The sequence below is a fragment of the Streptococcus sp. SO2 genome, from assembly GCF_030440025.1.
On record NZ_JAQFJH010000002.1, the window covers coordinates 283,172 to 309,261 of the forward strand.

At 40.9% G+C, this 26,090-nt stretch carries 17 protein-coding genes; 5 read left to right on the plus strand and 12 right to left on the minus strand.

Translation table 11 applies throughout. The annotated features are described in order from the left end of the window. Nucleotides 1–69 precede the first annotated feature (69 nt). Nucleotides 70–1,680, minus strand: a complete 1,611-nt coding sequence (locus tag PCY17_RS03730) for an alpha-glucosidase (protein WP_247942785.1) — start codon at nucleotides 1,678–1,680, stop codon at nucleotides 70–72. Nucleotides 1,681–1,832: 152 nt separating this feature from the next. Between PCY17_RS03730 and PCY17_RS03735 the strand changes: the two genes are divergently transcribed. Both PCY17_RS03735 and PCY17_RS03740 read left to right on the plus strand, forming a co-directional pair. Then, on the plus strand, nucleotides 1,833–3,317 hold the full coding sequence (locus PCY17_RS03735; RefSeq protein ID WP_247942786.1) for a DUF1846 domain-containing protein: 1,485 nt from the start codon (nucleotides 1,833–1,835) through the stop codon (nucleotides 3,315–3,317). 95 nt (nucleotides 3,318–3,412) lie between these two features. Continuing rightward, on the plus strand, nucleotides 3,413–3,895 hold the full coding sequence (locus tag PCY17_RS03740; RefSeq protein ID WP_000032556.1) for an S-ribosylhomocysteine lyase: 483 nt from the start codon (nucleotides 3,413–3,415) through the stop codon (nucleotides 3,893–3,895). 165 nt (nucleotides 3,896–4,060) lie between these two features. On the opposite strand, the gene PCY17_RS03745 is transcribed toward PCY17_RS03740, so the two are convergent. The 3 genes from PCY17_RS03745 to pflB form a co-directional block, all read right to left on the minus strand. Further along, nucleotides 4,061–6,166: an ATP-dependent Clp protease ATP-binding subunit gene (locus PCY17_RS03745; RefSeq protein ID WP_084944309.1), complete on the minus strand. Its 2,106-nt coding sequence runs from the start codon at nucleotides 6,164–6,166 to the stop codon at nucleotides 4,061–4,063. Nucleotides 6,167–6,619: 453 nt separating this feature from the next. Then, nucleotides 6,620–10,699 (minus strand): FctA domain-containing protein, encoded by a 4,080-nt coding sequence (locus tag PCY17_RS03750; RefSeq protein WP_301391864.1) that lies wholly within the window; start codon nucleotides 10,697–10,699, stop codon nucleotides 6,620–6,622. Between the two features lie 320 nt (nucleotides 10,700–11,019). Further along, entirely contained in the window at nucleotides 11,020–13,335 is a 2,316-nt protein-coding gene (gene pflB / locus PCY17_RS03755; protein WP_000260621.1) for a formate C-acetyltransferase, read from the minus strand. Between the two features lie 232 nt (nucleotides 13,336–13,567). Between pflB and dinB the strand changes: the two genes are divergently transcribed. Then, complete coding sequence (dinB, locus tag PCY17_RS03760) at nucleotides 13,568–14,629, plus strand: DNA polymerase IV (protein WP_042769070.1); 1,062 nt, start codon at nucleotides 13,568–13,570, stop codon at nucleotides 14,627–14,629. A 35-nt stretch (nucleotides 14,630–14,664) separates the two neighbouring features. Here dinB and PCY17_RS03765 read toward each other — a convergent pair whose 3' ends face one another. Together PCY17_RS03765 and PCY17_RS03770 are read right to left on the minus strand one after the other, a co-directional pair. Next, nucleotides 14,665–15,510, minus strand: coding sequence for an undecaprenyl-diphosphate phosphatase (locus tag PCY17_RS03765; protein ID WP_000273567.1), 846 nt, complete (start codon nucleotides 15,508–15,510; stop codon nucleotides 14,665–14,667). Nucleotides 15,511–15,569: 59 nt separating this feature from the next. Next, a complete protein-coding gene (locus PCY17_RS03770) occupies nucleotides 15,570–17,465 on the minus strand; it encodes a DUF2207 domain-containing protein (protein ID WP_301391865.1) in 1,896 nt (631 codons plus the stop codon). A gap of 129 nt (nucleotides 17,466–17,594) precedes the next feature. On the opposite strand from PCY17_RS03770, the gene PCY17_RS03775 reads away from it, so the two are divergent. Both PCY17_RS03775 and PCY17_RS03780 read left to right on the plus strand, forming a co-directional pair. Next, nucleotides 17,595–19,160 carry an ABC transporter substrate-binding protein/permease gene (locus PCY17_RS03775; protein ID WP_000732047.1) on the plus strand — a complete coding sequence of 522 codons (1,566 nt, stop codon included), beginning with the start codon at nucleotides 17,595–17,597 and terminating at the stop codon, nucleotides 19,158–19,160. Beyond that, nucleotides 19,157–19,897: an amino acid ABC transporter ATP-binding protein gene (locus PCY17_RS03780; RefSeq protein WP_045593084.1), complete on the plus strand. Its 741-nt coding sequence runs from the start codon at nucleotides 19,157–19,159 to the stop codon at nucleotides 19,895–19,897. Before PCY17_RS03775 ends, PCY17_RS03780 begins: the two co-directional genes overlap by 4 nt. Nucleotides 19,898–19,989: 92 nt before the next feature. On the opposite strand, the gene PCY17_RS03785 is transcribed toward PCY17_RS03780, so the two are convergent. The 6 genes from PCY17_RS03785 to PCY17_RS03810 all read right to left on the minus strand — a co-directional run bounded on the left by PCY17_RS03785 (nucleotide 19,990) and on the right by PCY17_RS03810 (nucleotide 25,890). Further along, entirely contained in the window at nucleotides 19,990–20,205 is a 216-nt protein-coding gene (locus PCY17_RS03785) for a hypothetical protein (protein ID WP_001130031.1), read from the minus strand. Nucleotides 20,206–20,311: 106 nt separating this feature from the next. Beyond that, complete coding sequence (locus PCY17_RS03790; RefSeq protein WP_000244062.1) at nucleotides 20,312–21,208, minus strand: SPFH domain-containing protein; 897 nt, start codon at nucleotides 21,206–21,208, stop codon at nucleotides 20,312–20,314. Between the two features lie 82 nt (nucleotides 21,209–21,290). Next, the gene (ilvA, locus tag PCY17_RS03795) at nucleotides 21,291–22,541 is read right to left on the minus strand and encodes a threonine ammonia-lyase IlvA (RefSeq protein WP_084859609.1); all 1,251 of its coding nucleotides are present in this window, start codon (nucleotides 22,539–22,541) and stop codon (nucleotides 21,291–21,293) included. Nucleotides 22,542–22,620: 79 nt separating this feature from the next. Beyond that, entirely contained in the window at nucleotides 22,621–23,643 is a 1,023-nt protein-coding gene (ilvC, locus tag PCY17_RS03800; protein ID WP_000290683.1) for a ketol-acid reductoisomerase, read from the minus strand. Between the two features lie 77 nt (nucleotides 23,644–23,720). After that, complete coding sequence (gene ilvN / locus PCY17_RS03805; RefSeq protein ID WP_001253813.1) at nucleotides 23,721–24,197, minus strand: acetolactate synthase small subunit; 477 nt, start codon at nucleotides 24,195–24,197, stop codon at nucleotides 23,721–23,723. Next, nucleotides 24,190–25,890 (minus strand): acetolactate synthase large subunit, encoded by a 1,701-nt coding sequence (locus tag PCY17_RS03810; RefSeq protein ID WP_000411749.1) that lies wholly within the window; start codon nucleotides 25,888–25,890, stop codon nucleotides 24,190–24,192. The genes ilvN and PCY17_RS03810 overlap by 8 nt, the downstream gene beginning before the upstream one ends. Nucleotides 25,891–26,090: the final 200 nt, after the last annotated feature.

Below are 26,090 nucleotides of genomic sequence, written 5' to 3' on the forward strand. Positions count from 1 at the left end.
TTTAAAGACTTTTCTATATATTTTTCAACAAAAGAACCCCAAGCATCAAAGGCTTGAGGTTCACTTATTTTAATCCGTTAGTTCCACACAGAAGGCATCCCATGGCTCTAAGGTTTGGTTTTCAACTGCTTTTTTAGCAGTAGTATTTTCAATCAAGATTGACTTAATTTTTCCTTCTACTGAAAAGGTTTGGTTTTCATTGGACAAGTTAGCCACAACTAAGAAACGACGGTCACCGTCCTTACGGATATAAGCAAAGATCTTGTCAGCTGTATCAAGCAATTCAAAATCAGCTCGAATTAGCCAGCTGTTCTCCTTACGGATTTTAACGAGTTTTTGATAAGTATAGAAAATAGATTCTGGATTTGCCAGTGCTTCTTGAACGTTGATTTCTTCGTAGTTTGGATTAACTGCCAACCAAGGTTGACCTGTTGAGAAGCCAGCATTTTTGCTTTCATCCCATTGCATTGGGGTACGGGCATTATCACGACCAATGACACGGATGCTGTCCATGATTTCTTCAATCGGAACGCCTTTTTCAAGAGCTTCACGCGCATAGTTGAGGGATTCAATATCTTCTACTTGGTCCAGTGTTTCAAACGGATAGTTGGTCATCCCAATCTCTTCACCCTGGTAGATATAAGGAGTCCCCCTCATAAGATGAAGCAAGATCGCAAAGGCTTTGGCAGATTTTTCACGGTATTCTTGGTCATTTCCCCAGATAGAGACGATACGAGGAAGGTCATGGTTGTTCCAGAAGAGGGAATTCCAGCCGTCTTCAACTCCCAGCTCTGTCTGCCATTTGTTAAAAATTTCTTTTAACTTCCCTACATTTAACTCTTTTTGGTAGTGCCACTTAGGTTGCCCTTCCTGATATTGAAGACAGATATGTTCAAACTGGAAGACCATAGACAATTCTTGTCCCTTTGGATCCGAGTAGAGTTTAGCAATCTCTGGCGTTGCTCCCCAAGTTTCTCCCACCGTCAAGAGATCTTTATCCCCAAAAGTTGCCTGATTCATTTCCTTGAGATAGGGATGGAGCATAGGACCATTATTAACTACTTTCTCATCAGGAATTTTTCCAATCATGTCAATAACATCCATACGGAAACCACCAATTCCTTTATCAATCCAGAAGTTCATCATCTCATAAATTTTCTGGCGCAGTTTTTCATTCTCCCAGTTGAGATCAGGCTGTTTCTTACTGAAAAAGTGGAGATAGTATTGACCCGACTTTTCATCGTATTCCCAAGCAGACCCACTAAAGATAGACTCCAAATCATTAGGCTCATCCCGCCAGATATAGTAGTCACGCTCAGGGCTATCAGGATTCTCACAAGCCTCGACAAACCATGCGTGTTCATCTGAGGTATGATTGACCACCAAGTCCATGATAATTCGAATATCACGCTTCTTAGCTTCTGCGATGAGTTGGTCCATGTCCTCCATAGTCCCGAAAATAGCTGCAATTGCTTGATAATCAGCAATATCGTAGCCATTATCATCCATCGGACTGTCATAAACAGGAGAAAGCCAAATAGCTGTAATCCCTAACTTAGCTAGATAGTCCAACTTGCTAGTAATTCCTGGCAAATCACCAATTCCATCTCCGTTGCTGTCCATAAAACTCTTGGGATAGACTTGATAGACTACGGCATTATGCCACCATTTTTCTTGCATCTTCTTACCTCATTATTTTAATAATCTATAGTCTATGATAGCGCTTTTTTAAACTTAGTGCAAGCGTTTGCCTAATCTTTTTGATTTCTTTTTTGACTCCGTAGTTTCCTATCTTCCAATTTTTTATTATAATAGAGGTCAGAGGTAAAAAAATGAAAAAACAAGCTTTTAGTTCTGAACAATATTTGAATCTACAGCGCGACCACATTTTGGAGCGCATCAACCAATTTGACGGCAAACTCTATTTGGAGTTTGGTGGCAAAATGTTAGAAGATTTCCACGCTGCTCGTGTCCTTCCTGGTTATGAGCCTGACAATAAAATCAAGCTCTTGCAAGAATTGAAAGAGCAGGTTGAAGTTGTGATTGCCATTAACGCAAGCAACATCGAGCATTCTAAAGCGCGTGGCGACCTAGGCATTTCTTATGACCAAGAAGTTCTTCGTTTGATTGATAAATTCAATGAATTAGGAATTTTTGTTGGTTCCGTTGTCATCACACAATACGCTGGCCAACCCGCTGCAGATGCCTTCCGCAACCAGTTAGATAAAAACGGGATTGATTCCTATCTTCATTATCCAATTAAAGGATACCCGACGGATATGGACCACATCATTTCTTCTGAAGGTATGGGGAAAAACGACTATATCAAAACCAGTCGCAACTTGATCGTCGTGACGGCTCCTGGACCTGGTTCTGGAAAATTAGCAACTTGTATGTCCAATATGTACCACGACCAACTTAATGGCATCAAGTCTGGTTACGCTAAGTTTGAAACCTTCCCAGTTTGGAACCTGCCCCTTCATCATCCAGTCAATTTGGCCTACGAGGCTGCAACCGCAGACCTTGATGATGTCAATATGATTGACCCTTTCCATCTCCAAACCTACGGAGAAACCACTGTCAACTACAACCGTGATATTGAAATCTTCCCAGTACTTAAACGTATGTTGGAACGTATACTTGGTGAATCTCCATACGCTTCACCAACAGACATGGGTGTCAACATGGTTGGTTTCGCTATTACAGATGATGAAGCTGCTATCGAAGCTTCAAAACAAGAAATCATTCGCCGTTACTATCAAACAGTTCTTGATTTTAAAGCTGAAAAAGTCGGAGAAACTGCTGTCAAGAAGATTGAACTTCTCATGAACGACCTCGGCATCACACCTGCAGACCGTAAGGTTGCTGTCGCAGCACGTCAAAAGGCGGAAGAAACTGGCGGACCTGCCCTAGCACTCGAATTGCCAAATGGGGAAATCGTCACTGGTAAAAACTCAGAACTCTTTGGTCCCACAGCTGCTGCCTTGATCAACGCTATTAAGAAATCAGCTGACATTGCTAAGGAAGTGAAACTCATCGAGCCTGAAGTTGTCAAACCAATTCAAGGTCTTAAAATCAATCATCTAGGTAGCCGCAATCCTCGCCTCCACTCAAATGAAATCCTGATTGCTCTTGCAATCACAGCTATGGAAAATCCTGACGCTGCGCGTGCCATGGAGGAACTTGGGAATCTCAAAGGAAGCGAAGCTCACTCAACCATCATCCTGACCGATGAAGACAAGAATGTCCTTCGCAAATTGGGTATCAACGTAACCTTTGACCCTTATTACCAATACGACCGCTTATATCGCAAATAAAAAACTCAAACCTCTCCTTCATCGGAGAGGTTTTCTCTCTATCTCAACAGCACCCTTTATGATATAATGAAAGAAGAAAACTGAAAGGAACTACCATGTCAAAAGAAGTTATTGTTGAAAGTTTTGAACTTGACCACACCATTGTCAAAGCACCTTATGTTCGCTTGATTGGGGAGGAAACAGGGCCAAAGGGAGATGTCATCTCCAACTTTGATATTCGCTTGGTACAGCCAAATGAGGATTCTATCCCTACCGCTGGTCTTCACACCATTGAGCACCTCTTAGCCAAACTCATCCGTACCCGCATTGACGGTATGATTGACTGTTCGCCATTTGGTTGTCGTACAGGCTTCCACATGATTATGTGGGGACGCCATACCAGTGCCGAAATTGCAGCTGTTATTAAGGATTCGCTCAAGGAAATCGCTGAGACTACTACTTGGGAAGATGTCCCTGGAACAACCATCGAATCTTGCGGAAACTACAAGGACCACAGCCTCTTTTCAGCTAAAGAATGGGCGAAACTCATCCTGGAACAAGGAATCTCAGATGATGCCTTTGAGCGCCATATCATCTAAACACAAAAAGGAACCAGCTTTTAGCTAGTTCCTTCTTTTTTTATTCTCAAAATTTTGTCTTATACTCAATGAAAATCAAAGAACAAACTAGGAAACTAGCCGCAGGCTGTACTTGAGTACGGCAAGGCGACGTTGACGTGGTTTGAATTTGATTTTCGAAGAGTATTAGGCTTTTTCACGAATAACTAAACCACCATCTTCCATATCTGCTTCCAGATGTTTAACATCTAGATGATCCAAGTGGAAATCTGTTACCTTATCACGAATTTGTTGTTCAACCACACGACGGAGAGGACGAACACCCATGACTTCGTCATAGCCTTCTTCTGTGATAAAGTCCTTAGCTGCTTGGCTGACTTCCAAATCAATGTCTTTCTTAGCCAAGGTTTGGTTGACTTCCGCCAACATCAAGTCCACAATCTTAGAAAGGTCTTCCTTATTCAAGTGTGAGAACTCGATAACTGCGTTAAAGCGGTTAAGGAACTCTGGGCGGAAGAATGGTTTCAAACGATCCATCAATTCTGGTTTATCCGCATCTTCAGTCAAGTTGGCTTCATAACCAAATCCAGCATTTGATGTCGCGATAATGACCGTGTTCTTGAAGTTCACTGTATTTCCTTGACCATCAGTCAAACGACCATCATCCAATACTTGGAGGAGAAGGGTGATTACTTGAGGATCAGCCTTTTCAATCTCATCCAAGAGAATGATAGAGTAAGGATTGCGACGAACACGTTCTGTCAAGGTATTGCTATTGTCATCATAACCTACATAACCTGCTGTTGTACCAATTAACTTAGAAACGGCTGTGCGGTCACTGTATTCAGACATATCCAAACGGATGATCGCATCCTTGGTTCCAAACATATCGAGCGCCAATTGCTTAGCAAGTTCCGTCTTACCAACCCCAGTAGGCCCTACAAAGAGGAAGCTACCGATTGGGCGATTGCCCTCATCAAATCCTGCACGGTTACGACGGATAGCACGAGCTACTGCTTCTACTGCCTTATCTTGGCCGATTACCTTGTGTTCCAAGCGATGAGCCATATCTTTCAAACGTTCGATATCTGACGCTCCCATTTGTGACACTGGAATACCTGTCATTCGCTCTACAGACTCAGCCACATCGTTGATGCTTGCAGTCACTTTCATGTCTTCTGTGTGGTTTTCGACTTTTTTCTCTAATTCTGCAATACGTGTTTTAGCATTGAGAGCTGCTTCAAAGTCTTCTGCCTCAACTGCTTTTTCTTGCTTGTCTTTTTCTGCCTCAATTTCCCGTTCAACAGCATGCACATCTGTTACAGGATGTTGAGCTGCCAAGTGAGCTGCCGTTACATCGACAAGGTCAATAGCCTTATCTGGCAAGCTGCGTTGAGGAATGTATTGGACAGAATAATCCACTGCTGCTTTCAAGACTTCGTCTGGCAAAATGACATTGTGGTGTTGTTGATAGAGATCACGAATCCCTTGAAGGATTTTAAAGGTATCCTCTGCTGAAGGAGCATTGACCTTCACTTCGTTGAAACGACGAGCAAGAGCTGCATTTTTCAAGATGGTGTTACGGTATTCGTCTTGAGTTGTCGCTCCAATAACGGTCAATTCACCACGAGAGAGAGCTGGCTTGAGAATATCTGCAAGACCTTTAGAACCACTGTCTCCACCGATTGAACCAGCACCAAGGATTTGGTGAATTTCATCAAAGAAGAGGATAATATTCCCTGCTTCTTTCACTTCATTGACTAGATTTTGAACGTTTTCTTCAAAGCTGCCACGGTATTGAGTACCAGCCTCAAGACCTGAGATATCAATAGAAATAATTTCCTTGTTCTTGATGGCAGCTGGAACATCTCCGTTCACAATCGCTTGTGCTAGGCCTTCGACAACGGCTGTCTTACCAACACCTGCATCTCCGACTAGAACAGGATTATTTTTCGTACGACGTGAGAGGATTTCAGATGTTTCTTGAATTTCCTTGTTTCGTCCGATAACAGGATCCAGCTTGCCCTCACGAGCTTCTGCGGTCAAGTTACGACCTAGTTTAGCAAGGACACCGTCTTGTTTCATACCTGAAGCCTGTTGTTGCATTTGCACATCAGATTCTGCATTTCCTGGCAATTGACCAGTTGCACGATACTGAGCAAATTCCTCAGGTGTCACTTCACGTCCATTAATCAAGTAGCGACGATTTTCAGAACTATATCCTCGCATACCACCCATCAATTGGTTAAATAAATCATCCATGTTGTTAAAGTTATTAAAGTTGTTGTTCATATTCTTTACCTCGTTTATTCTTAATTATTTGCGATCTCTGATATTGACTATCTTTGACCTTTGTTTTAAAAATTTTAGACTAGCTAACTAGCTACCCTACGTATAATTTCTGGTTTTTCTTTCTTAAATAAGCCTTTTATCATCTTCTTTTCAAAATCTGTTAGATTTAACATAGGCCCCACCCCTTTCTAGGGTATCTATCATACATTTTCAATAAATAGAATCATTGAAAATGAAGTTTTCTAAGGAATTCATTTTCCTTATGTTCCTACTATATCACATTAGTCAGTAAAAGTCAATAGTTTTTTGACCAAATTTGACTATTTTTTAAAAAAATTTTTTGAAGTACAAAAAAAGCCCCTAGAAAACGAATTTTCTAGAGACTTTCTCTATCAAGTTTAAGAGAGAAGAAATATTCTCACTTACCAAGTTTCATGTTTCTTCTACAAAAGCTTAAGCTTTGCGTTTTACGAAGAATACCAATCCGCTCAATGCCAAGACTACAAATCCAAGCGCAGAAAGGATAGAGGTTGCTTCCCCTGTGTTTGGAAGTTCAGCTTTACCTTTAGTCTCCGTAGCTGGAGGTGTTGGTTTTGGATCCTCTTTTTGTCCTGGATCAGTTGGTTCTGTTCCTGGAGTTGGATTTGTTCCTGGATTATTTGGCGTTGGATCTGGTGTTGGTGCTGGATCTGGCGTTGTTCCTGGATTATTTGGAGCTGGATTTGGATTTGGTTCTGGTGTTGGTGTTGGAACAGTGTATTTATTTGTAAATACAACTTCTTTACCATCGGCATACGAAACCTTTGCAGTCAAGAGACCTTGATCATCCGCAACTACAGTGACTGTTACGGTATGCTCAGTCTTATCGTATTCAATACCCTCTTCAGTACCAACTTTTTCAACCAAGGTATAAGTATGAGTACCTGCTTCTTCGAATGAACGAACAAAGTCTACTTTACCTTCGGCAGTATTCTTAGCTGTAGCTACAACGGCGCCTTTCTCTTTCAATTCGAAAGTATAAGCATCAGCCGCAAGTTCTTTACCTTCAAGTTTCTTAGTTGCTTCAATCGTAGCTTCTACCGCTGGTGCTTTGAAGCTATTCTTGAAGACACTACCTGCTGGATATTCAACAGCTGCCTTCAAAGCGTTGGTTGCTGCATCTTTGGTTACTTTTACCACCGCAGTCTTTTCTGTATCATAAGTAATACCAGTTGCTCCAGCATTCACTTCTTTTACAGTATAAGTATACTCACCTTCTGCATCATAGTTGATTGCATTAAATGTTACTTTTCCACCTTGGTTTGTTTTTGTATCAATTTTTTGTCCATCTTTGTACAATTCAAATTGGAACTCACCATCAACCAAAGTACGACCAGTCAATTCTTTCGTAAATTCAAGTGTTGCCGATGTAGCTGTTGGAGCTGGTGCTGTATAAGTGTTTGTGAAGACACGTTCTGTATCCGCATCTTCTACAGTCGCAACCAATTGGCCTTTACCATCATCCGCAACAGTGACGAACACTTCATACGCATTTTGATCATAAGTGATTGTTTTATCGTCACCAGCTTTTTCAGTAATAGTGTAAACGTAATCGCCTGCTGCTGAGAAAGTGACGTTGAAGACAACTTCTCCTGAGGCAGTATTCTTAGCCGTAGCTACAAGGTCTGAACCTTCTTTCAGTTCAAATGTGTAAGCATCAGCTTCAAGCGCTTTACCTTTCAAGACTTTCTTAGCTTTGATTGTAGCCTGTGCAGGTTCCGCTTTATAGTCATTAACGAAAACTGGTGTTTCACTTGTAACTGTCGCGACAAGTTGACCTTCGCCATTATCTTTCACTTCTACAGTTGCTGGATGTTCTGTTTTATCATAAGTTACACCAAGTTTATTGCCAACCTTTTCTGTAATAGTGTAGTTATATACTCCTGCTGTTGAATAGCTAATTTCAGAAAAACGAATCAATCCGCCAGCAGTATTCTTTGCTGTCGCAACAACCTTGTCACCCTCTTTCAGTTCAAACTCAAACTCATCTATCTCCAGCTCTTTACCATTCAAAACTTTTTTAGCTTCAATAGCAATTTTAGCTGGAGCTGCTTTATATGTGTTTGTGAAGGTTGGGTTGTTACCTGTAACAGCTGCAACAAGTTGACCTTGGCCGTCATCTGTAACGTTTACTGTCACTTCATGTGTAGCAGTGTCGTATGTCACACCTGCTTCGCTACCTGCTTTTTCAGTGATAGTGTAAGTGTATTCACCTGCTGCTGCATACTCAATTTCTTTGAAAGTCACAGTACCGTCTGCAGCGTTTTTAGCTGTCGCAACGACTTTGTCACTTTCTTTTTCTTTAAGTTCAAACTCGTATTTATCAGCTTCAAGTTTTTTACCATCCAAAACTTTAGTAGCTTTGATAATTTCTTTTGCTGGAGCTGCTTTATAGGTATTGGTGAAGGTTGGGTTGTTACCTGTAACAGCTGCAACAAGTTTTCCTTCCCCGTTATCTGTAACTTTTACCTTAACTTCGTGTTTAGCAGTATCGTATGTCACACCTTTTTCACTACCCGCTTTTTCAGTGATAGTGTAAGTGTAATCACCTGCTGTTTCGAACTCAATTTCTTTGAAAGTAACGGTGCCGTCTGCAGCGTTTTTAGCTGTCGCAACGACTTCTTCACCTTTTTTAAGTTCGAATTCGTATTTATCAGCTTCAAGTTCTTTACCGTTCAAGACTTTCTTAGCTGTGATAGTTTCTTTAGCTGGAGTTGCTTTATAAGTGTTAGTGAAAGTTGGTTCTGCAGATGTGACAGTTGCTGTTAAAACTCCACTTTGGAAAGTTGCTGCTACAGTAACTTCCTTGGCTTCTGTATCAAATGTAACGCCTGCAACTGCTGTTGAAGTGTCCTCTTTGATGATGTAGTGATAAGTTCCCGCACCTTTTACTTGGAGATTCTCAAAGGTAATCGTTCCATCAGCTTTTGATTTTGCTGTGGCTACAGGGTCCTTCAAGTTCTCTGCAGAAAATAGGTTAAAGGTAAACTCATCCGCTTTTGGAAGTTTATCTGTACGTCCTTCTACTACTTTCTTAGCCGTCACATTGAATACAGCTGGAACAGGTTCATCTTTAAGATGAATAGTAGAACCCGCAGCACCGAGTTTAACTGTATACTCTTTTTCATCTAGTTTATAGCCTGATGGAGCAGTCTTCTCTTTGATCTTAAACGTTTTACCTTCCCATTTCTGATCATAAGTTTTCGTAAGCGCTACTCCTTTTTCATTCGTAGTCACTTCTGTTGTTTCACTTGCATCATCTGCTGCTGTCACAGTATATACTGCACTCGAAACTGGAGCAAGAGTGAAGGCATCAGTCTTATGAATCTTAATTTGGTAAGCAGTAGATGCTACAATCGTACCAGAAATCAAAGATGTCGCCTCAGCTGTCATATCAAGTGCTCCCGGACGACTTGTGTTCTGTGCTAATTTAGTCCCGTCAGCCAACGACAGAGCAACCCTATTTCCTACTTTACTTCCATCATTAGGAGTTGTTGTGTTATAAGATACTATATAAGAGGTCGTTCCATCTTTAAAAATGATATCGAATGAAGTATAGTTTTCGTTCCACGAAACGGTATAGTCTTGTCCCTCAGTTAACAATACTGCATCATCTGGAACAGCAGAAGTCCCAACAGTGATATCTGCCTTATATACTTTTAGAGTCTCAGGAATATACTGTGCGGGAGTGTAACTAGTATCATCATTTGGTATAGTATCATGTAATACAATATTTTGTCCTAAGTCTTGTTTCTCTGTATTTACACGTACACGCCAGACAGACCATGCATCTCCCTTGCTAACCGAACCAATCTCAGCCAGTTTTGGAGAGTTCCAACTTTCAAGGGCAGCACGACCCCCAATTTTAGCGTAATTTTCAGTACCAACTTTGGGACCATCGATTGTTTTTGATGAATAAATGTGAGTCACTTCTTGCTTCAATGAGGATGAATTAAAGTTAATGCGGGTCTTATTCTGATCTTTTAAGAATCTAAAAGAAACAGAAAAATTCCCTGACACATCCTTTACCTTATCTCCACCAGTTTTCTCTAAATATTTATCCAGGTTTTTTAAGGTGATTTTTGCTTTCCCACCTTGATCAGTACCATTTGAAGTCACTTCAGCTTCTCCAATAGTAACTTTTGTTGTCGGATCAATTAAATCCTGACTCCCCTCATAAACTGCCATAGGAGCAGGTATATCAAAGGTAAAATAATCTCCATTATTCAGATGTTCATTATACTGTTTGAGATCAAAAGTCACACGAAGCTTATATGCTAAATTCGTACGAAGCTCGAAATCTCCTTCTGAACTCACATTTTGCTTAGTATCTGAAGCATCTAACAGATCAATGTCTGTAATTACTTGTGTTAATTCTTTTGATACTGGATTATCTGCTTTAACAATGCCTACTAAAACAGATGCTAGAGCTAAAATAGCAAAAACTAACGCAGAAAATTTAGAAAGCATTTTTAACGCTTTGCTTTTCGACATTTCTTCTCCTCTTTTCTATATGAAATTTTTATTTCTAATCTCCCTAAGAGATTACATCATAACATTTTGACAACCTCTATCACTAACTAGAGCTTGTCTATTATATTATAACATCTCAATACAATCTATTCAAGTATATTAACTTAAAAATACACGTATTTGCATCATTCTATAACCTAGCCATTCAATTTTGAGCTATTTATATCGGTAAACTAATATAAATAGCTTAATATATGTTACATCTGTAATTAGGTCAATCTTTGATATTATAGTAAAAAGCCAGTCATTTTGACTGGCTTTCTTATTATTCTAATTGAATCTTAGCTCAATGCATCATCCATTGAAAGAACTTCGTGGAAGACACGTTGTGTCAATTCAGTTTTTTGTTCTGGAGTGAGGTATTTAGTGTTTACACAGTATCCAGAGATACGTACGATAACGTCTTCACCTGACATGATCTTTTCGTAAACATCGTTCAAGTCCATAACGTTCAAGTTAACGTGTTGTCCACCGTTTTCGAAGTAACCATCAAGGATTGTTACCAAGTTATCCACTTGTTCGTCACGAGTCTTACCAAGAGCACGAGGTGAAACTTGAGTTGTCAATGAAATACCGTCAGCTGCGTAACCAAAGTCAAGGCTAGCAAGTGAGTTTAAGTTTTGCAACCATCCACCTTTAGCTTTGTTAGATGGGTTCGCACCTGGTGAGAAGAATTCAAGTTTAGACAAGTTCACAGAACCATCTTCGTTGAGGTATACACCTTTGTGGACTGGTGAGTTACCAGTTTGTTTAGAGTAAGCAACGTTAGATGTGATTGTCAAAAGAGATACTGTAGCTTCTGCGTCTTTATAAAGCTTGTGGCTACGTAGACGAGTTGTGTAAGCTTCGATCAACCATTCTGCCAATTCGTTTGAACGTGGGTCATCTTCACCCCAACGTGGGTATTCACCGATTGTTTCGTAATCGTAGATGTAGCCATTTTCATCACGGATTGGTTTAACTGTAGCGTACTTGATAGCTGACAATGTATCAACTGTGTTTGCAAATCCACAGATACCGAATCCCATGTTAGCGCGTTGTTTAGTTGGCAAGAAGGCCATTTGAACAGCTTCGTAGTTGTACTTGTCAGTCATGTAGTGGATGATGTTCAAAGCATCTACGTAAGTGTCAGTCAACCAGTCAAGAGATTTTTCGAAGTTGGCTTTAACTGATTCGAATTCAAGAACTTCGTCACGGATAGGATCGATGTCAAATACCTTGTAGTCTTTGTGAACATCGTCGTAACCACCGTTCAAACCAGTAAGAAGGGCTTTAAGAACGTTTACACGAGCACCGAAGTACTGGATGTTGTGACGTTGATCTTCGTTTTCTGGGTCAAGTGGTGACACACAGCATGAGATACAGCTCATTTCTCCGTATCCGTCTTTAGCCATTGTTGTTACACCTTCATATTGGATAGAAGAGTGTTTGTGGCTCATGTGCATACAGTAGCGACGGAAGTTGTATGGCAATTTGTCAGTCCAAAGAACTGTCAAGTTTGGCTCTGGAGAGTTACCGATGTTGTCAAGAGTGTTCAAGAAACGGTAGTCCATCTTAGTAACACGGTGACGACCATCGTTACCCATACCAGCCATAGAAGTTGTGATGAAGGTTGGGTCACCTGAGTACAATTGGTCATAAGCTTTTGTACGAGCAAATTTAACTGTACGAAGTTTCATAACGAAATCATCAACGAACTCTTGGATTTCTGATTCAGTAAATGTACCACGAGCAAGGTCACGTTCTGCAAAGATATCCAATACGATTGGCACACGTCCTAGAGATGTAGCAGCACCGTTAATAACACGGCAGACAGCCATGAAGGCGATGTTAACCCATTGGATTGCTTCTTTCGTGTTCATCGCTGGTTTGCGGACATCAACTCCGTAAAGGTCACCCAAGCGAACAACTTGTTGCAATGCTTGGTATTGAAGGTTTACTTCTTCACGAAGACGGATTGTTTCTTCATCAATTTCTTTGATCGCATTCCAGTCGTTTACTTTTTCTTGCATCAAGTAGTCTGCACCGTAAAGAGCAAGACGTGCGTAAACACCGATGATACGTCCACGTGAGTAGGCATCTGGAAGACCAGTTACAGTGTGAGCGTGACGAGCGCGACGAATGTTTGAAGTGTAGGCACGGAAGATACCGTCGTTAACTGTTGTTACGTATTTAGTGAAGATTTCGTGAACAGCTGGATCTGGTTCATATCCATTTTCCTTCAAAGTAGTTTCAGCCATACGGATACCACCTTTTGGCATGAAGTTCAATTTGAAGAGTTCATCGTTTTGGATACCGAAGATAACTTCATTTTCTTTGTCGATAAATCCAGCAGGAATATCAGCAATAGATGTTGGACGAGTGTCCATTGGGAAACGAGTTTCTTCGTAGTGTGCTTTTGTTTCTTCTACGATTTTTTTGATGTGGAGTGAACGTTCTGTTGGTCCAGCAAGGAAACTTTCATCTCCATCATAAGGTGTGTAGTTAGCTTGAACAAAGCGAGAAATACTTGCTTTTTCTTTCCAATCTACGCCTTTGAAGCCTTCCCAAGCTTTATCAAAAATATCTTGTGCTTCAACAACTGTCTTAACAACCATGTTAATATCCTCTTTTTTCTAGTAACAGTCATCTGTTACATTCTTGAGACAAGTATACCATACAGTAACCGATTTCAACAAGAGAAAATCGGCATTTTAGACGCTTTCTTTTATAATACAGTCTCTTTTTTGTTCTTATCTGTATTATATTTTTGAAAGTCAGGTTGAACTTTCCCATTTTTTCAGAAAAAAGGGTATAATAAATAGAAAATGACACTAGAAAGGGATTGGAATGCTCATATTTCCATTGATAAATGATCTGTCCAGAAAAATCATCCATATCGACATGGATGCCTTTTTTGCTGCGGTGGAAATAAGAGATAATCCTAAGTTAAAGGGCAAACCTGTCATTATCGGAAGCGACCCCAGACAAACAGGTGGGCGTGGTGTCGTTTCTACCTGTAGCTATGAGGCACGAGCTTTTGGTGTTCATTCAGCCATGAGTTCTAAAGAAGCTTATGAGCGCTGTCCCCAAGCTATCTTTATCTCTGGAAATTATGAAAAGTATAAGACTGTGGGACTTGAGATTCGAGCTATTTTTAAACGCTACACTGATTTGATTGAACCTATGAGTATTGACGAAGCCTACTTAGATGTGACGGAAAATAAACTCGGTATCAAGTCAGCTGTCAAAATAGCCCGCCTCATCCAACAAGATATCTGGCAGGAGCTACACCTGACAGCTTCTGCTGGTGTTTCTTATAACAAATTTTTAGCTAAAATGGCTAGTGACTATCAAAAACCACATGGTTTGACAGTTATCCTCCCAGATCAGGCTCAAGACTTTCTCAAACAAATGGACATTGCTAAATTTCATGGTGTTGGTAAGAAAACAGTTGAACGCCTTCATGAAATGGGCATTTATACCGGTGCAGACTTATTGGATGTCTCAGAAGTTACTTTAATCGATCGGTTCGGCAGACTCGGTTTTGACCTTTATCGAAAGGCAAGAGGTATTCATAACTCACCGGTCAAGCCCGACCGCATTCGTAAGTCCATTGGCAAGGAAAAAACCTACGGAAAGATCCTACAAGTAGAAGAAGACATCAAAAAAGAGCTGTCTCTTCTCTCCGAAAAGGTAGCTCACAATCTCAGCAAGCAGGACAAAGCTGGAAAAATCATTATCCTAAAAATACGATATGCTGACTTCTCCACTCTGACTAGACGAAAAAGTCTCCCACAAGCAACACAGGACGCTAGTCAGGTTTCTCAAACTGCCCTTCAACTCTACGAAGAACTAGCTGAAAAAGAAAAAGGTATCCGTTTACTAGGAATTACGGTGACAGGATTTTAAAAAGCTTGAAGGAAAATTCCCTCAAGCTTTTTTTCTTATACAAACAAACGCACAAAACTATAGAGCAACAAGACACTACCGAGTACGATACGGTATTTACCAAAGAGTGTAAAGTCGTGCTTCTTCACATAGCTAGTCAAGAAACGAATGGCAACCATGCTGACCGCAAAGGCAACACCCATAGCAACCAAGAGCAAGAACAGTTGTCCAAAACTCAAGAGTTGACCTGCTTTAATAAATTTGAAAATCTTTAAAGCGCTGGCTCCGAACATAACAGGAATTCCGAGATAGAAGGTGAACTCTGTTACGACTGAGCGGCTTGTTCCATTTAACAAACCACCAACGATCGTCGCACCTGAACGGCTCGTTCCTGGAAAGAGGGCGAGGACTTGGAAGAGCCCAATGTAAAGGGCTGTTTTATAGGGCAACTTGTCTAGCTCTGTCACTGTTGGTTCAATGGCTTGCGCCTTATTTCGTTTTTCAAGGTAGATAAAGGCAACACCATAGATAATCAACATGATTGCAACTGAAACCATGTTATGGAAGTTGGCATCAAACCAATCATCTAGTTTAAAGACCAATAGCAAAGGCAAGGTCGCAACGAAGACTTTTGACCACAATTGCCAAGTTCTACGAACTTCTACCTTAGTTTTACCAGGTTTGAAGGGATTAAGCTTATTAAAGTAAATGACCATAACTGCTAAAATGGCACCAAGCTGAATGACAACATTAAACATGGACATGAAGGCTTCATTTTGGTCCTTGTATTGTACAAATTCTTCAACCAAGATCAAGTGGCCAGTACTTGAAATGGGCAACCATTCTGTAATTCCTTCAACAATCCCAAAAAAGATTGACTTCAAAATTTCAATAAAATACATACATTACTCCTTTTTCTGTCCTCTATTATAACATAATTTCAGATGTTGCGATAGATTTTTTAGAAGGCGCCGATGCTACCACCGCCTCCGCCTCCTGAGAATCCTCCACCTGAAGAACCACTTCCAGAAGATACAGAGTAATTGCTAGCTGTATTTGCGACAGCAGTATATTGCTTGATTTGTGCAGTTGAGGTGTAGAACTGTGAGTGCCAACCATAGGCTACATAAAGATTCAAATCTGGATTTTCAAGCTGAATATGGCGGACTTTCATTAACTTGCTCACCTTCTTGGCATAACCAAAGAGAGTCGCATAGACCAGTAGACGATTCCAAAGGACGATGCTCTCTAGCTCGGCCTGATCCAGATGAGCGATGTCGCGAAGCATATTTTCAAAACTCGTCCAGAGATAGAAGATTTCTGCTCCTTCCTCTGTTAGAACTCCATCACGATAGGCCCCTCGCGTGGCAAGATAAACCCAGAAACTAGTCCCTAATCCTGTCAATCCTAAAAGTAGAAACGGGATCGAAAAGAAGCCATGTGTTTGCCAACTATAATAAAAGAAAAGCAATCCACCTAGAGCTGTTATGGCTGAACAGACCCGCATCCCGAGAGCAAGGCGGCGTTCCTCGCTTGTCAAGGAACGATAGTAGCTTGGGATACGAAGTACATGGACCTTATCCTTGACACAAGACTGAATGCGTTGAAGTCTTCCTTCAAAGGAGCGTTTAAGACGCGAGCCTGTTTCTCGGATATGTTTTTCATCTGACTCTTTGGCACCACAGTAAAGGGAAGATGAAACTTGGTAATCAGGGAAGAGCTCTGAAATAGCCAATTCTTTCTTATTTGACAAAGTCATGCGCAGGCATTCCTTCTCAAAATTGGACAAACCCTTTTCACTGATAATGCGCACATAAGGTTCCTCATCCCCTTGGAAAATAGATAAATGGCCTCGATCTACTAAATCCAACAAGGTTGCCTGAATCAAACGTTCAAAAGTAAATTTACCAAACCCTGATTTGTTTAGGGGATTGACTTCCTCTAAGGAGGTTGAATACACTGCTTCTGCTAAAACCATTGGAGGCAAATCCATCGGTGGTTCGTAGAGTCGATGATCTTTTGGAAAGACCTTTTTAATGGTTGTACTCTGACGAAACTTCCTATAGAAGAGAGGAACTAGAAGTAAGTGACTCATAAAAATGACGGGAAATACCCATTTCATCAACATCTCACTTTGCGCTTTTTCTGTCGCTATATTGCTTTCAATCCGGTTAAAATCGGTTAAACGTTCTTCCTCTAATCCTTGATCTGGAGCTTCTGCAAAAGCACTTCTCGACCAGTATGCGTGTAATTCGATCTGTCGCTTTCTAGGAAGGTCTTTCATTATGACATGATAGAGATTATTTGCTTTTTCAACACTAGAGTCCCTTAGGAGTTGGCCTGCATGAAAATAGAGTTTCTCTGCTGGGGTATCAGAGCTAATCTTAAACTCAATCTCTTTGATGTCTCCAGTACTATCGGTCAAGGGTTGCCAATTTAGCTCTGCGATATCCTTATATAAGAAGAGAAGGTTTGTTAGTTTCCAGGTAACCGTTACCCGAACAGTATCTCCGGCATATCCAGCATTGTAAATTTTTACCTTGTAGCCGTCCTCTTCCTCCATAGTATAGAAGGAAACATTTTGAACAATTCTTCCATTTTTAGAGACCTGAACGGTCGGGTCGGGATCAATGTCAAATCCTTCCGGCATTTTCCCAGCTTTTCCGAGCCCAACTAACTGACCATTGTAATCATCTCCAAAGCGGTAGGTAATTGTTTCCTTAAAAATTGCAGTATTATCTGCATGAATATTCAAATCCCCCTGATAGGATAAGATATCAAAGTCTACTGCAAAAACCAGGCTCGGTATAAATAATAAATAAGTAAATACCAAAGCCAACAGCCATCTTTTTTTCATAATCGGTTCCCTTTCAATCTTTTTACCATTATATCATTTTTTATAAGTAAAGGCTTACTTGTATTGAAAATCTCACTATTTTTAGATACAATAGAGAGAGTCATTTTTAGACTAGAAATAGGAGAAAACATGAAAAAATTATGCTTATCTATCCTTGCTAGCCTAGCCCTTACCTTAGGACTAGTTAGCCAAGTCCAAGCCGACGAATATTTACGCATCGGGATGGAGGCAGCTTACGCTCCCTTCAACTGGACTCAAGACGACGATAGTAACGGCGCTGTCAAAATTGACGGTACCAACCAATATGCCAATGGCTACGATGTCCAAATCGCTAAAAAGATTGCCAAAGACTTAGGCAAAGAACCTTTGGTTGTAAAAACCAAATGGGAAGGACTTGTTCCAGCCCTTACTTCTGGCAAAATTGATATGATCATTGCCGGTATGAGCCCAACTGCTGAACGCAAACAAGAAATTGCTTTTTCAAGCAGTTACTATACTAGCGAACCGGTTCTATTGGTCAAAAAGGACTCTGCCTATGCGAATGCCAAATCTTTGGAAGACTTTAGCGGAGCAAAAATCACGTCTCAACAAGGTGTTTATCTTTATGACCTGATTTCCCAAATTCCAGGTGCCAAAAAAGAAACAGCTATGGGTGACTTCGCCCAAATGCGTCAAGCTCTGGAAGCTGGTGTTATTGATGCCTATGTTTCTGAACGACCTGAAGCAATGACCGCTGAGTCTGCTAACGCTAAGTTCAAAATGATCCAACCTCAACCAGGTTTCAAAACTGGCGAAGAAGATACAGCTATTGCCATTGGACTTCGTAAAGATGACAGCCGCATCAGCCAAATCAATGCGAGCATCGAAACCATCTCTAAGGATGAACAAGTAGCCCTCATGGATCGTATGATCAAAGAGCAACCTGTGGAGTCTACAACAACGGAGGAAGAAAGTAGTTTCTTTAGCCAAGTCACTAAGATCCTTTCTGAAAACTGGCAACAACTCTTGCGTGGTGCTGGTATCACACTCCTAATCTCCATTATCGGAACCATCACAGGTCTCCTTATCGGACTAGCGATTGGGGTCTTCCGTACCGCTCCACTATCTGAGAACAAGGCAATGTACGCCCTACAGAAATTAGTCGGTTGGATTCTCAATGTCTATATCGAAATCTTCCGTGGTACACCGATGATTGTTCAATCCATGGTTATCTACTATGGAACTGCTCAAGCTTTTGGTATTAACCTTGACCGGACACTAGCTGCTATCTTCATCGTCTCAATCAATACGGGTGCCTACATGACAGAAATCGTCCGTGGTGGTATACTGGCAGTTGACAAGGGACAATTTGAAGCCGCAACCGCTCTTGGTATGACCCACAATCAAACCATGCGTAAGATTGTCCTACCTCAGGTTGTCCGTAATATTCTACCTGCTACTGGTAATGAGTTTGTCATCAATATCAAAGATACCTCTGTATTGAACGTTATTTCAGTTGTTGAGCTTTATTTCTCAGGAAATACTGTAGCAACACAAACCTATCAATACTTCCAGACCTTTACCATCATCGCCGTGATTTACTTTGTCCTCACCTTTACTGTGACCCGTATCCTACGCTTCATCGAACGTCGTATGGACATGGATACTTACACTACAGGTGCTAACCAAATGCAAACGGAGGATTTGAAAAAATGACACAACCAATTCTTGAAATCAAACACCTCAAAAAATCCTATGGGCAAAACGAAGTGCTAAAAGACATTTCTCTCACCGTCCATAAAGGAGAGGTTATTTCCATCATCGGGAGCTCAGGAAGTGGAAAATCAACCTTCCTTCGTTCGATTAATTTACTAGAAACACCTACAGAGGGTGAGATTCTCTATCGAGGAGAAAATGTCTTAGAAAAAGGCTATAACCTCACCCATTATCGTGAAAAACTCGGTATGGTTTTCCAATCTTTCAATCTCTTTGAAAATCTGAATGTCCTTGAAAATACGATTGTTGCCCAAACGACTGTACTCAAACGCGACCACTCTGAAGCTGAAAAAATTGCCAAAGAGAATCTCGAAAAAGTTGGCATGGGAGAACGTTACTGGCAAGCCAAGCCGAAGCAACTATCAGGTGGTCAGAAACAACGCGTGGCTATCGCCCGCGCGCTCTCCATGAATCCTGATGCCATTCTCTTCGACGAACCAACATCTGCTCTTGACCCTGAAATGGTTGGAGAAGTCCTCAAAATTATGCAGGATTTGGCTCAAGAAGGCTTGACCATGATCGTCGTAACCCACGAAATGGAATTCGCTCGCGATGTCTCTCACCGTGTCATCTTTATGGATAAGGGTGTCATTGCTGAAGAAGGCAGGCCTGAAGAACTCTTTACAAATCCTAAAGAAGACCGGACAAAAGAATTTCTTCAACGCTATCTCAGCTAATAAACAAAGACTGCATAAAGAATGCAGTCTTTTTAATTTGTAATTGTAAAGAAAAGGCAGACTCGATTCAGGAATCTGCCTGTGACCACAGTTTAATCTTCAAATTTTTCATGATTTTTTTCATAGAAATCGATTAAACCAAGAGCTGTTTCAAATGAAATATTTTTAACTTTTGCGCGTCCTTGTGCTAGAGCAATGATAGACATTTCACGCGCATTCGTTTCTTTAGAGATACGGTAGCCTGTGATTTTCTTATCACGAACCCAGCCAACAACTGCTTCTACTTTTTCAAAGTTCGACTTAGCCATGTTCTTCTCCTAAATTATTCTTTACAATACTTAATTGTATACGTTTTTATTTCGTTTGTCAATAAAAAAACATATATACGTTGTAACTATATTATTCTGCATATTTTTATTTGGCTTTTAAAGCCGATAATATATGAGTTCTTATGTCCTCAACTCCATTAGGATTTGCTGGTAGGAAGATTGTATTATTACCCTCTTTATCTGCAAAATTATTCAACGTATCTAAATACTGGTTCGTTAATAGGATAGACATGATTTGTTCTTCAGTTAGCTCAACATTGGCTCCCTTTAACTCTTGGATAGAATCAGCTAGTCCGTCAACAATTGCTTTACGCTGCTCTGCAATCCCTACACCATGTAGGCGATCTTTTTCTGCTTCAGCTTCTGCTGCGGTCACGATTTTAATCTTATCTGCTTCAGCAAGCTCTTGCGCCGCAACTCTCTTACGTTGAGCCGCGTTAATTTCATTCATTGATTGTTTTACTTCAGCATCAGGTTCAACCTTAGTAATCAGCGTTTTGACAATGATATACCCATACGTAGACATTTCTTCCGCCACTTGTTTTTGAACTTCTAAGGCGATTTCATCCTTCTTCTCAAACAACTCATCTAGGGTTAGCTTTGGCACAGATGAACGCAAAGCATCTTCAATATAGGATTTAATTTGGGCTTCTGGACGCATCAATTTATAATAAGCATCTGTGACATTGTTTTCATTTACTCGATACTGAGTTGCCACATTCATCGTTACAAATACATTATCTTGCGTCTTTGTCTCTACAACAATCTCACTTTGCAACAAGCGTAGTTGAACTCTTGCCGCAATCCTATCAATTCCAAAAGGAGCTCGTAAATGAATACCACTATTACTCAACTTTTGGTATTTACCAAAGCGTTCTATGATAGCGACAGATTGTTGTCGAACCACATACACAGAACTAACCATAATCACTGATGCAATCACCACTAAAAACAATAAAACAAGTAAAATTTGTAAAACCATGGGAATCTCCCCCTTTCGTCACCCTCATTATAGCACCATCATCATTATTACGCAAATAATATGATAATAATTTTATTTTAGCTTAAACTAACATATTATACAACGTTTCGTTCCCATTCAAATTAATATAAGATGGGTCAAACTTTTCCATTCGATGAATCAATCCAGCATAGTCATGCTTATTGGCAAGAGCTACCCCAATCAAGACAGGGCCTGTCCCCTTGCTTGCTCGTTTGATATATTCAAAACGAGTGATGTCATCATTTGGCCCCAAAATGTCATTTACAAACTCTCGTAGAGCTCCTGGACGTTGTGGGAAATTCACTACAAAGTAATGCTTGATTCCATCATAAATCAAGGCACGTTCTTCCATCTCTGGCATACGGTTGATATCGTTATTTCCTCCAGAAATGATACAACAAATCGTCTTGCCTTTGATATAGTCTGATAAAACTTCCAAGGCTGCAACACTGGCAGCTCCGGCTGGTTCTGCTACAATACCTTGTTTGGAATAAAGATCAATCAAGGTTTCGGAAATCAATCCCTCGTCCACTCCAATCAGCGTTTCAACATTTTTTCGGGTCGCTTCATAGGTTAATTGTCCAACCTTCTGCACAGCTATCCCATCAGCAAACTTATCAATTTCTTTGAGTTTAACTGGTCCCCCAGCTTCAAAGGCAGCCTTCATAGAGCGAGCTCCATTGGCTTCTACCCCGATCACTTCAATAGTCGGGTTGGTTTCCTTAATATAAGTAGAAACACCGGCAATCAATCCGCCACCACCTACTGGTACAAGTACTGTATCAAAATCAATAGACTCTTTACGGGCTTCTTCAAGAATTTCATAGGCTACAGTCCCTTGACCAGACTGAACATGCGCATCATCAAAAGGATCGATGAAGGTGCGGTTTTCTGTTAATGTAAATTCTTGTGCTGCCTTAGCAGAAGCATCAAAGGTATCCCCAACCAACTTGATCGTCACAAACTCTCCACCGAAAAAGCGAACCTGCCCAATCTTTTGTTGCGGTGTTGTGATGGGCATAAAGATCGTTGCAGGAATCTTCATCTCATTACAAGTATAGGCGACACCTTGGGCATGATTTCCCGCAGAGGCACAGACTACACCACGCTCGCGTTCTTCTTTTGACAGTTGAGAAATGGCATAATAGGCTCCACGAATTTTAAAAGAGCGAACACGTTGCGCATTCTCCTTTTTGAGATAAATCTTTGCTTGGTATTTTTCTGATAAATAATGATCATATTCTAGTGGTGTATCAACTACTACACCACTCAAAACTTTGTGGGCTTTCACCACATCTTTTGCACTTAGCATTGTCTCCTCCTCAAATACTGTTCAAGATAAAAAACGAGTTAGGTACCCCCAACTCGCCTTCTGTCTCTCTTTACAAGAATTAATTGTAGATTTTGAATGCGTCGTCGTCGTTTTTACCAACGAAAGGCATTGCTTTACGCAATTCTGCACCAACTTTTTCAATTTCAAGGTTAGCTGCTTGTTCACGGTAAGCAGTTAATTTTGGACGACCAGCCTTGTAGTCATTTACAAAGTCATTTGCAAATTTACCATTTTGGATATCTGCCAAAACAGCTTTCATGTTTTCTTTAACTTGCTCAGTAATCACACGTGGACCTGATACATAGTCACCGTATTCAGCAGTGTTTGAAATAGATTGACGCATTTTCTTGAATCCACCTTCATAGATCAAGTCAACGATCAATTTCATTTCGTGAAGAACTTCAAAGTAAGCCAATTCTGGGGCATAGCCTGCTTCTGTCAAGACTTCAAAACCTGCTTCGATAAGGGCAGTCAAACCACCACAAAGTACGGCTTGTTCACCAAACAAATCTTCTTCAGTTTCTTCTTTGTAAGTTGTTTCAAGCAAACCAACACGAGCTGCCCCAACACCTTTACACCAGTCCATAGCAATGTTTTTAGCATTTCCTGTAGCATCTTGGTAAACTGCGTAAAGAGCTGGCACACCAAATCCTTCTTCGTAAGTACGACGTACCAAGTGTCCTGGTCCTTTAGGAGCACACATGAAGACATCTACATCTGCAGGAACTTTGATAAATTCAAAGTGGATATTGAAACCATGAGCAAATCCAACTGCATTTCCAGCTTCCAAGTTTGGAGCGATTTCTGCTTCGTACAATTCTTGTTGGATTTCGTCTGGTGCCAAGATCATGATAACGTCAGCCAATTTAGTTGCTTCTGCTACTGTGTAAGTGTCAAATCCATCTTCTTTTGCTTTGTCAAAAGATTTACCTGGACGCACACCGATGATGACATCACGACCAGAATCACGCAAGTTTTGCGCATGCGCATGTCCTTGTGAACCATAACCGATTACGGCGATTTTTTTACCGTCAAGTGCTGCTACTTTAACATCTTTTTCGTATTCCATTTGAACTGCCATAGTTTTTCTCTCTTTTCTATTTTTATTGCCTTATAGGCTGGTTTAACAAATTTATGCTGGATTTTATACTAAGAGTATTAGTCGCGGGTAAATCCAGTTGCACCCGTACGAGCGATATTTTTAATGCCGTATGGTCGAATCACTCGCAATAAAGCTTCACTCTTTTCAGCATTTCCCGTCATCTGGATGGTGATTGAGCTTGGAGCCACATCTACTACCGTTGCACGGAAAGGTTGGATAATGGCCAAGATTTCTGCACGCTTCTCAGCAGGAGCAGATACCTTCACCAAGATAACTTCTCTTTCCAAGTGTGGTTTATCTGTGATATCTCGAATGCGAATCACATCAATCTGACGATTGAGCTGTTTAATGATTTGCTCTACTTCATCATGAGATGCTACATCAATAATGATGGTGATGCGAGATACATTGGGGTTCTCTGTCGCACCAACTGAGATACTCTCAATATTGACTTGACGACGAGAAAGGACACCTGTAAAACGATTCAAAACTCCTGAACGGTTTTGCAATCTAGCTGTTAACATTCTACGCATGGAACTTCACCCCCAACATCTCATGATTGCTCTTACCAGCTGGTACCATCGGTAAGACCTGTTCCTTACGAGAAATATCCACCTCGATAAACATCGGCACATCCTCCAGAATGACTTCTAGATCCTTCTCTATCGTCTCTGGATTATCAAATTTATAGTTTTTGATGCCGTAGGCCTGTGCCATCAACTGGAAGTCAGGAAGGGTATCAAAGACTGACTCGGAAGTTCTACCCTCATAGAAGGATTCCTGCCACTGACGAACCATTCCTAGTGAATGGTTATTCAACATGACAACCTTAATCGGCACCTTGTAGATGTTTAGGATAGCTAGTTCTTGGTTGGTCATTTGGAAGCCACCATCACCAACAAAAAGGATGACCTCTTTTTCTGGATTGGCAATCTTGGCTCCGATAGCTGCAGGAACTCCGAATCCCATGGTACCCAAACCACCTGAAGTGACTAACTGACGCTCATTTTGGTAAGGATAATACTGAGCTGTCCACATTTGGTGCTGCCCTACGTCAGTTACGACAATGGCATCACCATGCGTCAACTCACCGATGCGTTCAATAACGGCCTGAGGTTGAACCACACGTTCTTTCTTATCATAAGAACGAACTCGATTCTTGTCCTTGGTGACTTTTTCAATCCACTTTTCAGTATTGTTATGAACAGTTGGTTCTGCCAGTAGCATCTGCAAGGCTTTCTTAGCATCCCCCACTACAGGAATATCTGCACTGATAATCTTACCAATCTCAGCTGGGTCAACATCGATATGGGCAACCTTAGCATTCTTCGCGAAGGTCTTAGGGTTCCCAGTCAAGCGGTCATCGAAACGGCAACCAATACTAATCATAAAGTCCGCTTCCGTCATTGCAATGTTGGCTGCGAAAGAACCGTGCATGCCTCCCATCCCTAGGAAGAGCGGATGACTCGTTGCAATGGTTCCTTGCCCCAAAAGACTAGTGACTACTGGAATTTGGTAACGTTCAGCAAATTCATTGAGCTCCTTAGAAGCTTCCGCATAGCTGATACCACCGCCTGCTAACAAAACAGGTTTCTTAGCTTTTGACAATTGCTTCAAGATTTTCTTGATTTGCATGTCATTCGGTTCAAGCGTCGGTTGGTAACTTGGTAAATTCACCTCCGGTGAATAGATGAAATCTGTCTCTAGAGCTGATACATCCTTTGGCAAGTCAATCACAACAGGACCTGGACGACCTGTCGTTGCGATATGAACAGCTTCCGTAATGATACGGGGAATATCTGCTGTCTCACGAACTTGGTAATTGTACTTGGTAATGGGCATTGTAATACCCACGATGTCCGCCTCCTGAAAAGCATCTTTCCCAATTCCAGCTCGCGCAACCTGACCTGTAAAGACCAAAAGGGGAACGCTATCGCTCATGGCATCTGCAATCCCTGTAATGGCATTTGTTGCTCCCGGTCCACTCGTGACGACGGCAACGCCCAACTTTCCAGTTGATTTGGCATATCCTTCAGCTTCGTGCAAACAACCTTGTTCATGGCGTCCCAAGATGTGGCGAATGCCTTTAAAATTGTATATCGCATCATACAAAGGTAAGACCGCACCACCAGGATAACCAAAAATGGTATCAATCCCTAAGTCCCGAAGTGTTTCCAAAACTAGGTCCGACCCCGTCTTAGGAGATTCTAAACTGATTTTCTCCATTATTCCCCTTTCTCTTCTCTTAAAAAAATAGCTTGTTACTATCATACCATTTTTTCAAAAATTTTCAAGGCAAAAGAGTCAATTTTCTGAATTTTCTATCTAAAAGTGTATTTATGAATCTTTCCCTTATTTTTATTAAGTTATCTACGGAATTAGGAACCTTTATTTACTTTAATTTATCAAATTAGAATATTTTCTTT

Excerpts from the sequence above, each read along its gene's own strand:
- PCY17_RS03730 (WP_247942785.1), bottom strand. The coding sequence starts at position 1,680 with ATGCAAGAAAAATGGTGGCATAATGCCGTAGTCTATCAAGTCTATCCC.
- PCY17_RS03735 (WP_247942786.1), top strand. The coding sequence starts at position 1,833 with ATGAAAAAACAAGCTTTTAGTTCTGAACAATATTTGAATCTACAGCGC.
- PCY17_RS03740 (WP_000032556.1), top strand. The coding sequence starts at position 3,413 with ATGTCAAAAGAAGTTATTGTTGAAAGTTTTGAACTTGACCACACCATT.
- PCY17_RS03745 (WP_084944309.1), bottom strand. The coding sequence starts at position 6,166 with ATGAACAACAACTTTAATAACTTTAACAACATGGATGATTTATTTAAC.
- PCY17_RS03750 (WP_301391864.1), bottom strand. The coding sequence starts at position 10,699 with ATGTCGAAAAGCAAAGCGTTAAAAATGCTTTCTAAATTTTCTGCGTTA.
- pflB (WP_000260621.1), bottom strand. The coding sequence starts at position 13,335 with ATGGTTGTTAAGACAGTTGTTGAAGCACAAGATATTTTTGATAAAGCT.
- dinB (WP_042769070.1), top strand. The coding sequence starts at position 13,568 with ATGCTCATATTTCCATTGATAAATGATCTGTCCAGAAAAATCATCCAT.
- PCY17_RS03765 (WP_000273567.1), bottom strand. The coding sequence starts at position 15,510 with ATGTATTTTATTGAAATTTTGAAGTCAATCTTTTTTGGGATTGTTGAA.
- PCY17_RS03770 (WP_301391865.1), bottom strand. The coding sequence starts at position 17,465 with ATGAAAAAAAGATGGCTGTTGGCTTTGGTATTTACTTATTTATTATTT.
- PCY17_RS03775 (WP_000732047.1), top strand. The coding sequence starts at position 17,595 with ATGAAAAAATTATGCTTATCTATCCTTGCTAGCCTAGCCCTTACCTTA.
- PCY17_RS03780 (WP_045593084.1), top strand. The coding sequence starts at position 19,157 with ATGACACAACCAATTCTTGAAATCAAACACCTCAAAAAATCCTATGGG.
- PCY17_RS03785 (WP_001130031.1), bottom strand. The coding sequence starts at position 20,205 with ATGGCTAAGTCGAACTTTGAAAAAGTAGAAGCAGTTGTTGGCTGGGTT.
- PCY17_RS03790 (WP_000244062.1), bottom strand. The coding sequence starts at position 21,208 with ATGGTTTTACAAATTTTACTTGTTTTATTGTTTTTAGTGGTGATTGCA.
- ilvA (WP_084859609.1), bottom strand. The coding sequence starts at position 22,541 with ATGCTAAGTGCAAAAGATGTGGTGAAAGCCCACAAAGTTTTGAGTGGT.
- ilvC (WP_000290683.1), bottom strand. The coding sequence starts at position 23,643 with ATGGCAGTTCAAATGGAATACGAAAAAGATGTTAAAGTAGCAGCACTT.
- ilvN (WP_001253813.1), bottom strand. The coding sequence starts at position 24,197 with ATGCGTAGAATGTTAACAGCTAGATTGCAAAACCGTTCAGGAGTTTTG.
- PCY17_RS03810 (WP_000411749.1), bottom strand. The coding sequence starts at position 25,890 with ATGGAGAAAATCAGTTTAGAATCTCCTAAGACGGGGTCGGACCTAGTT.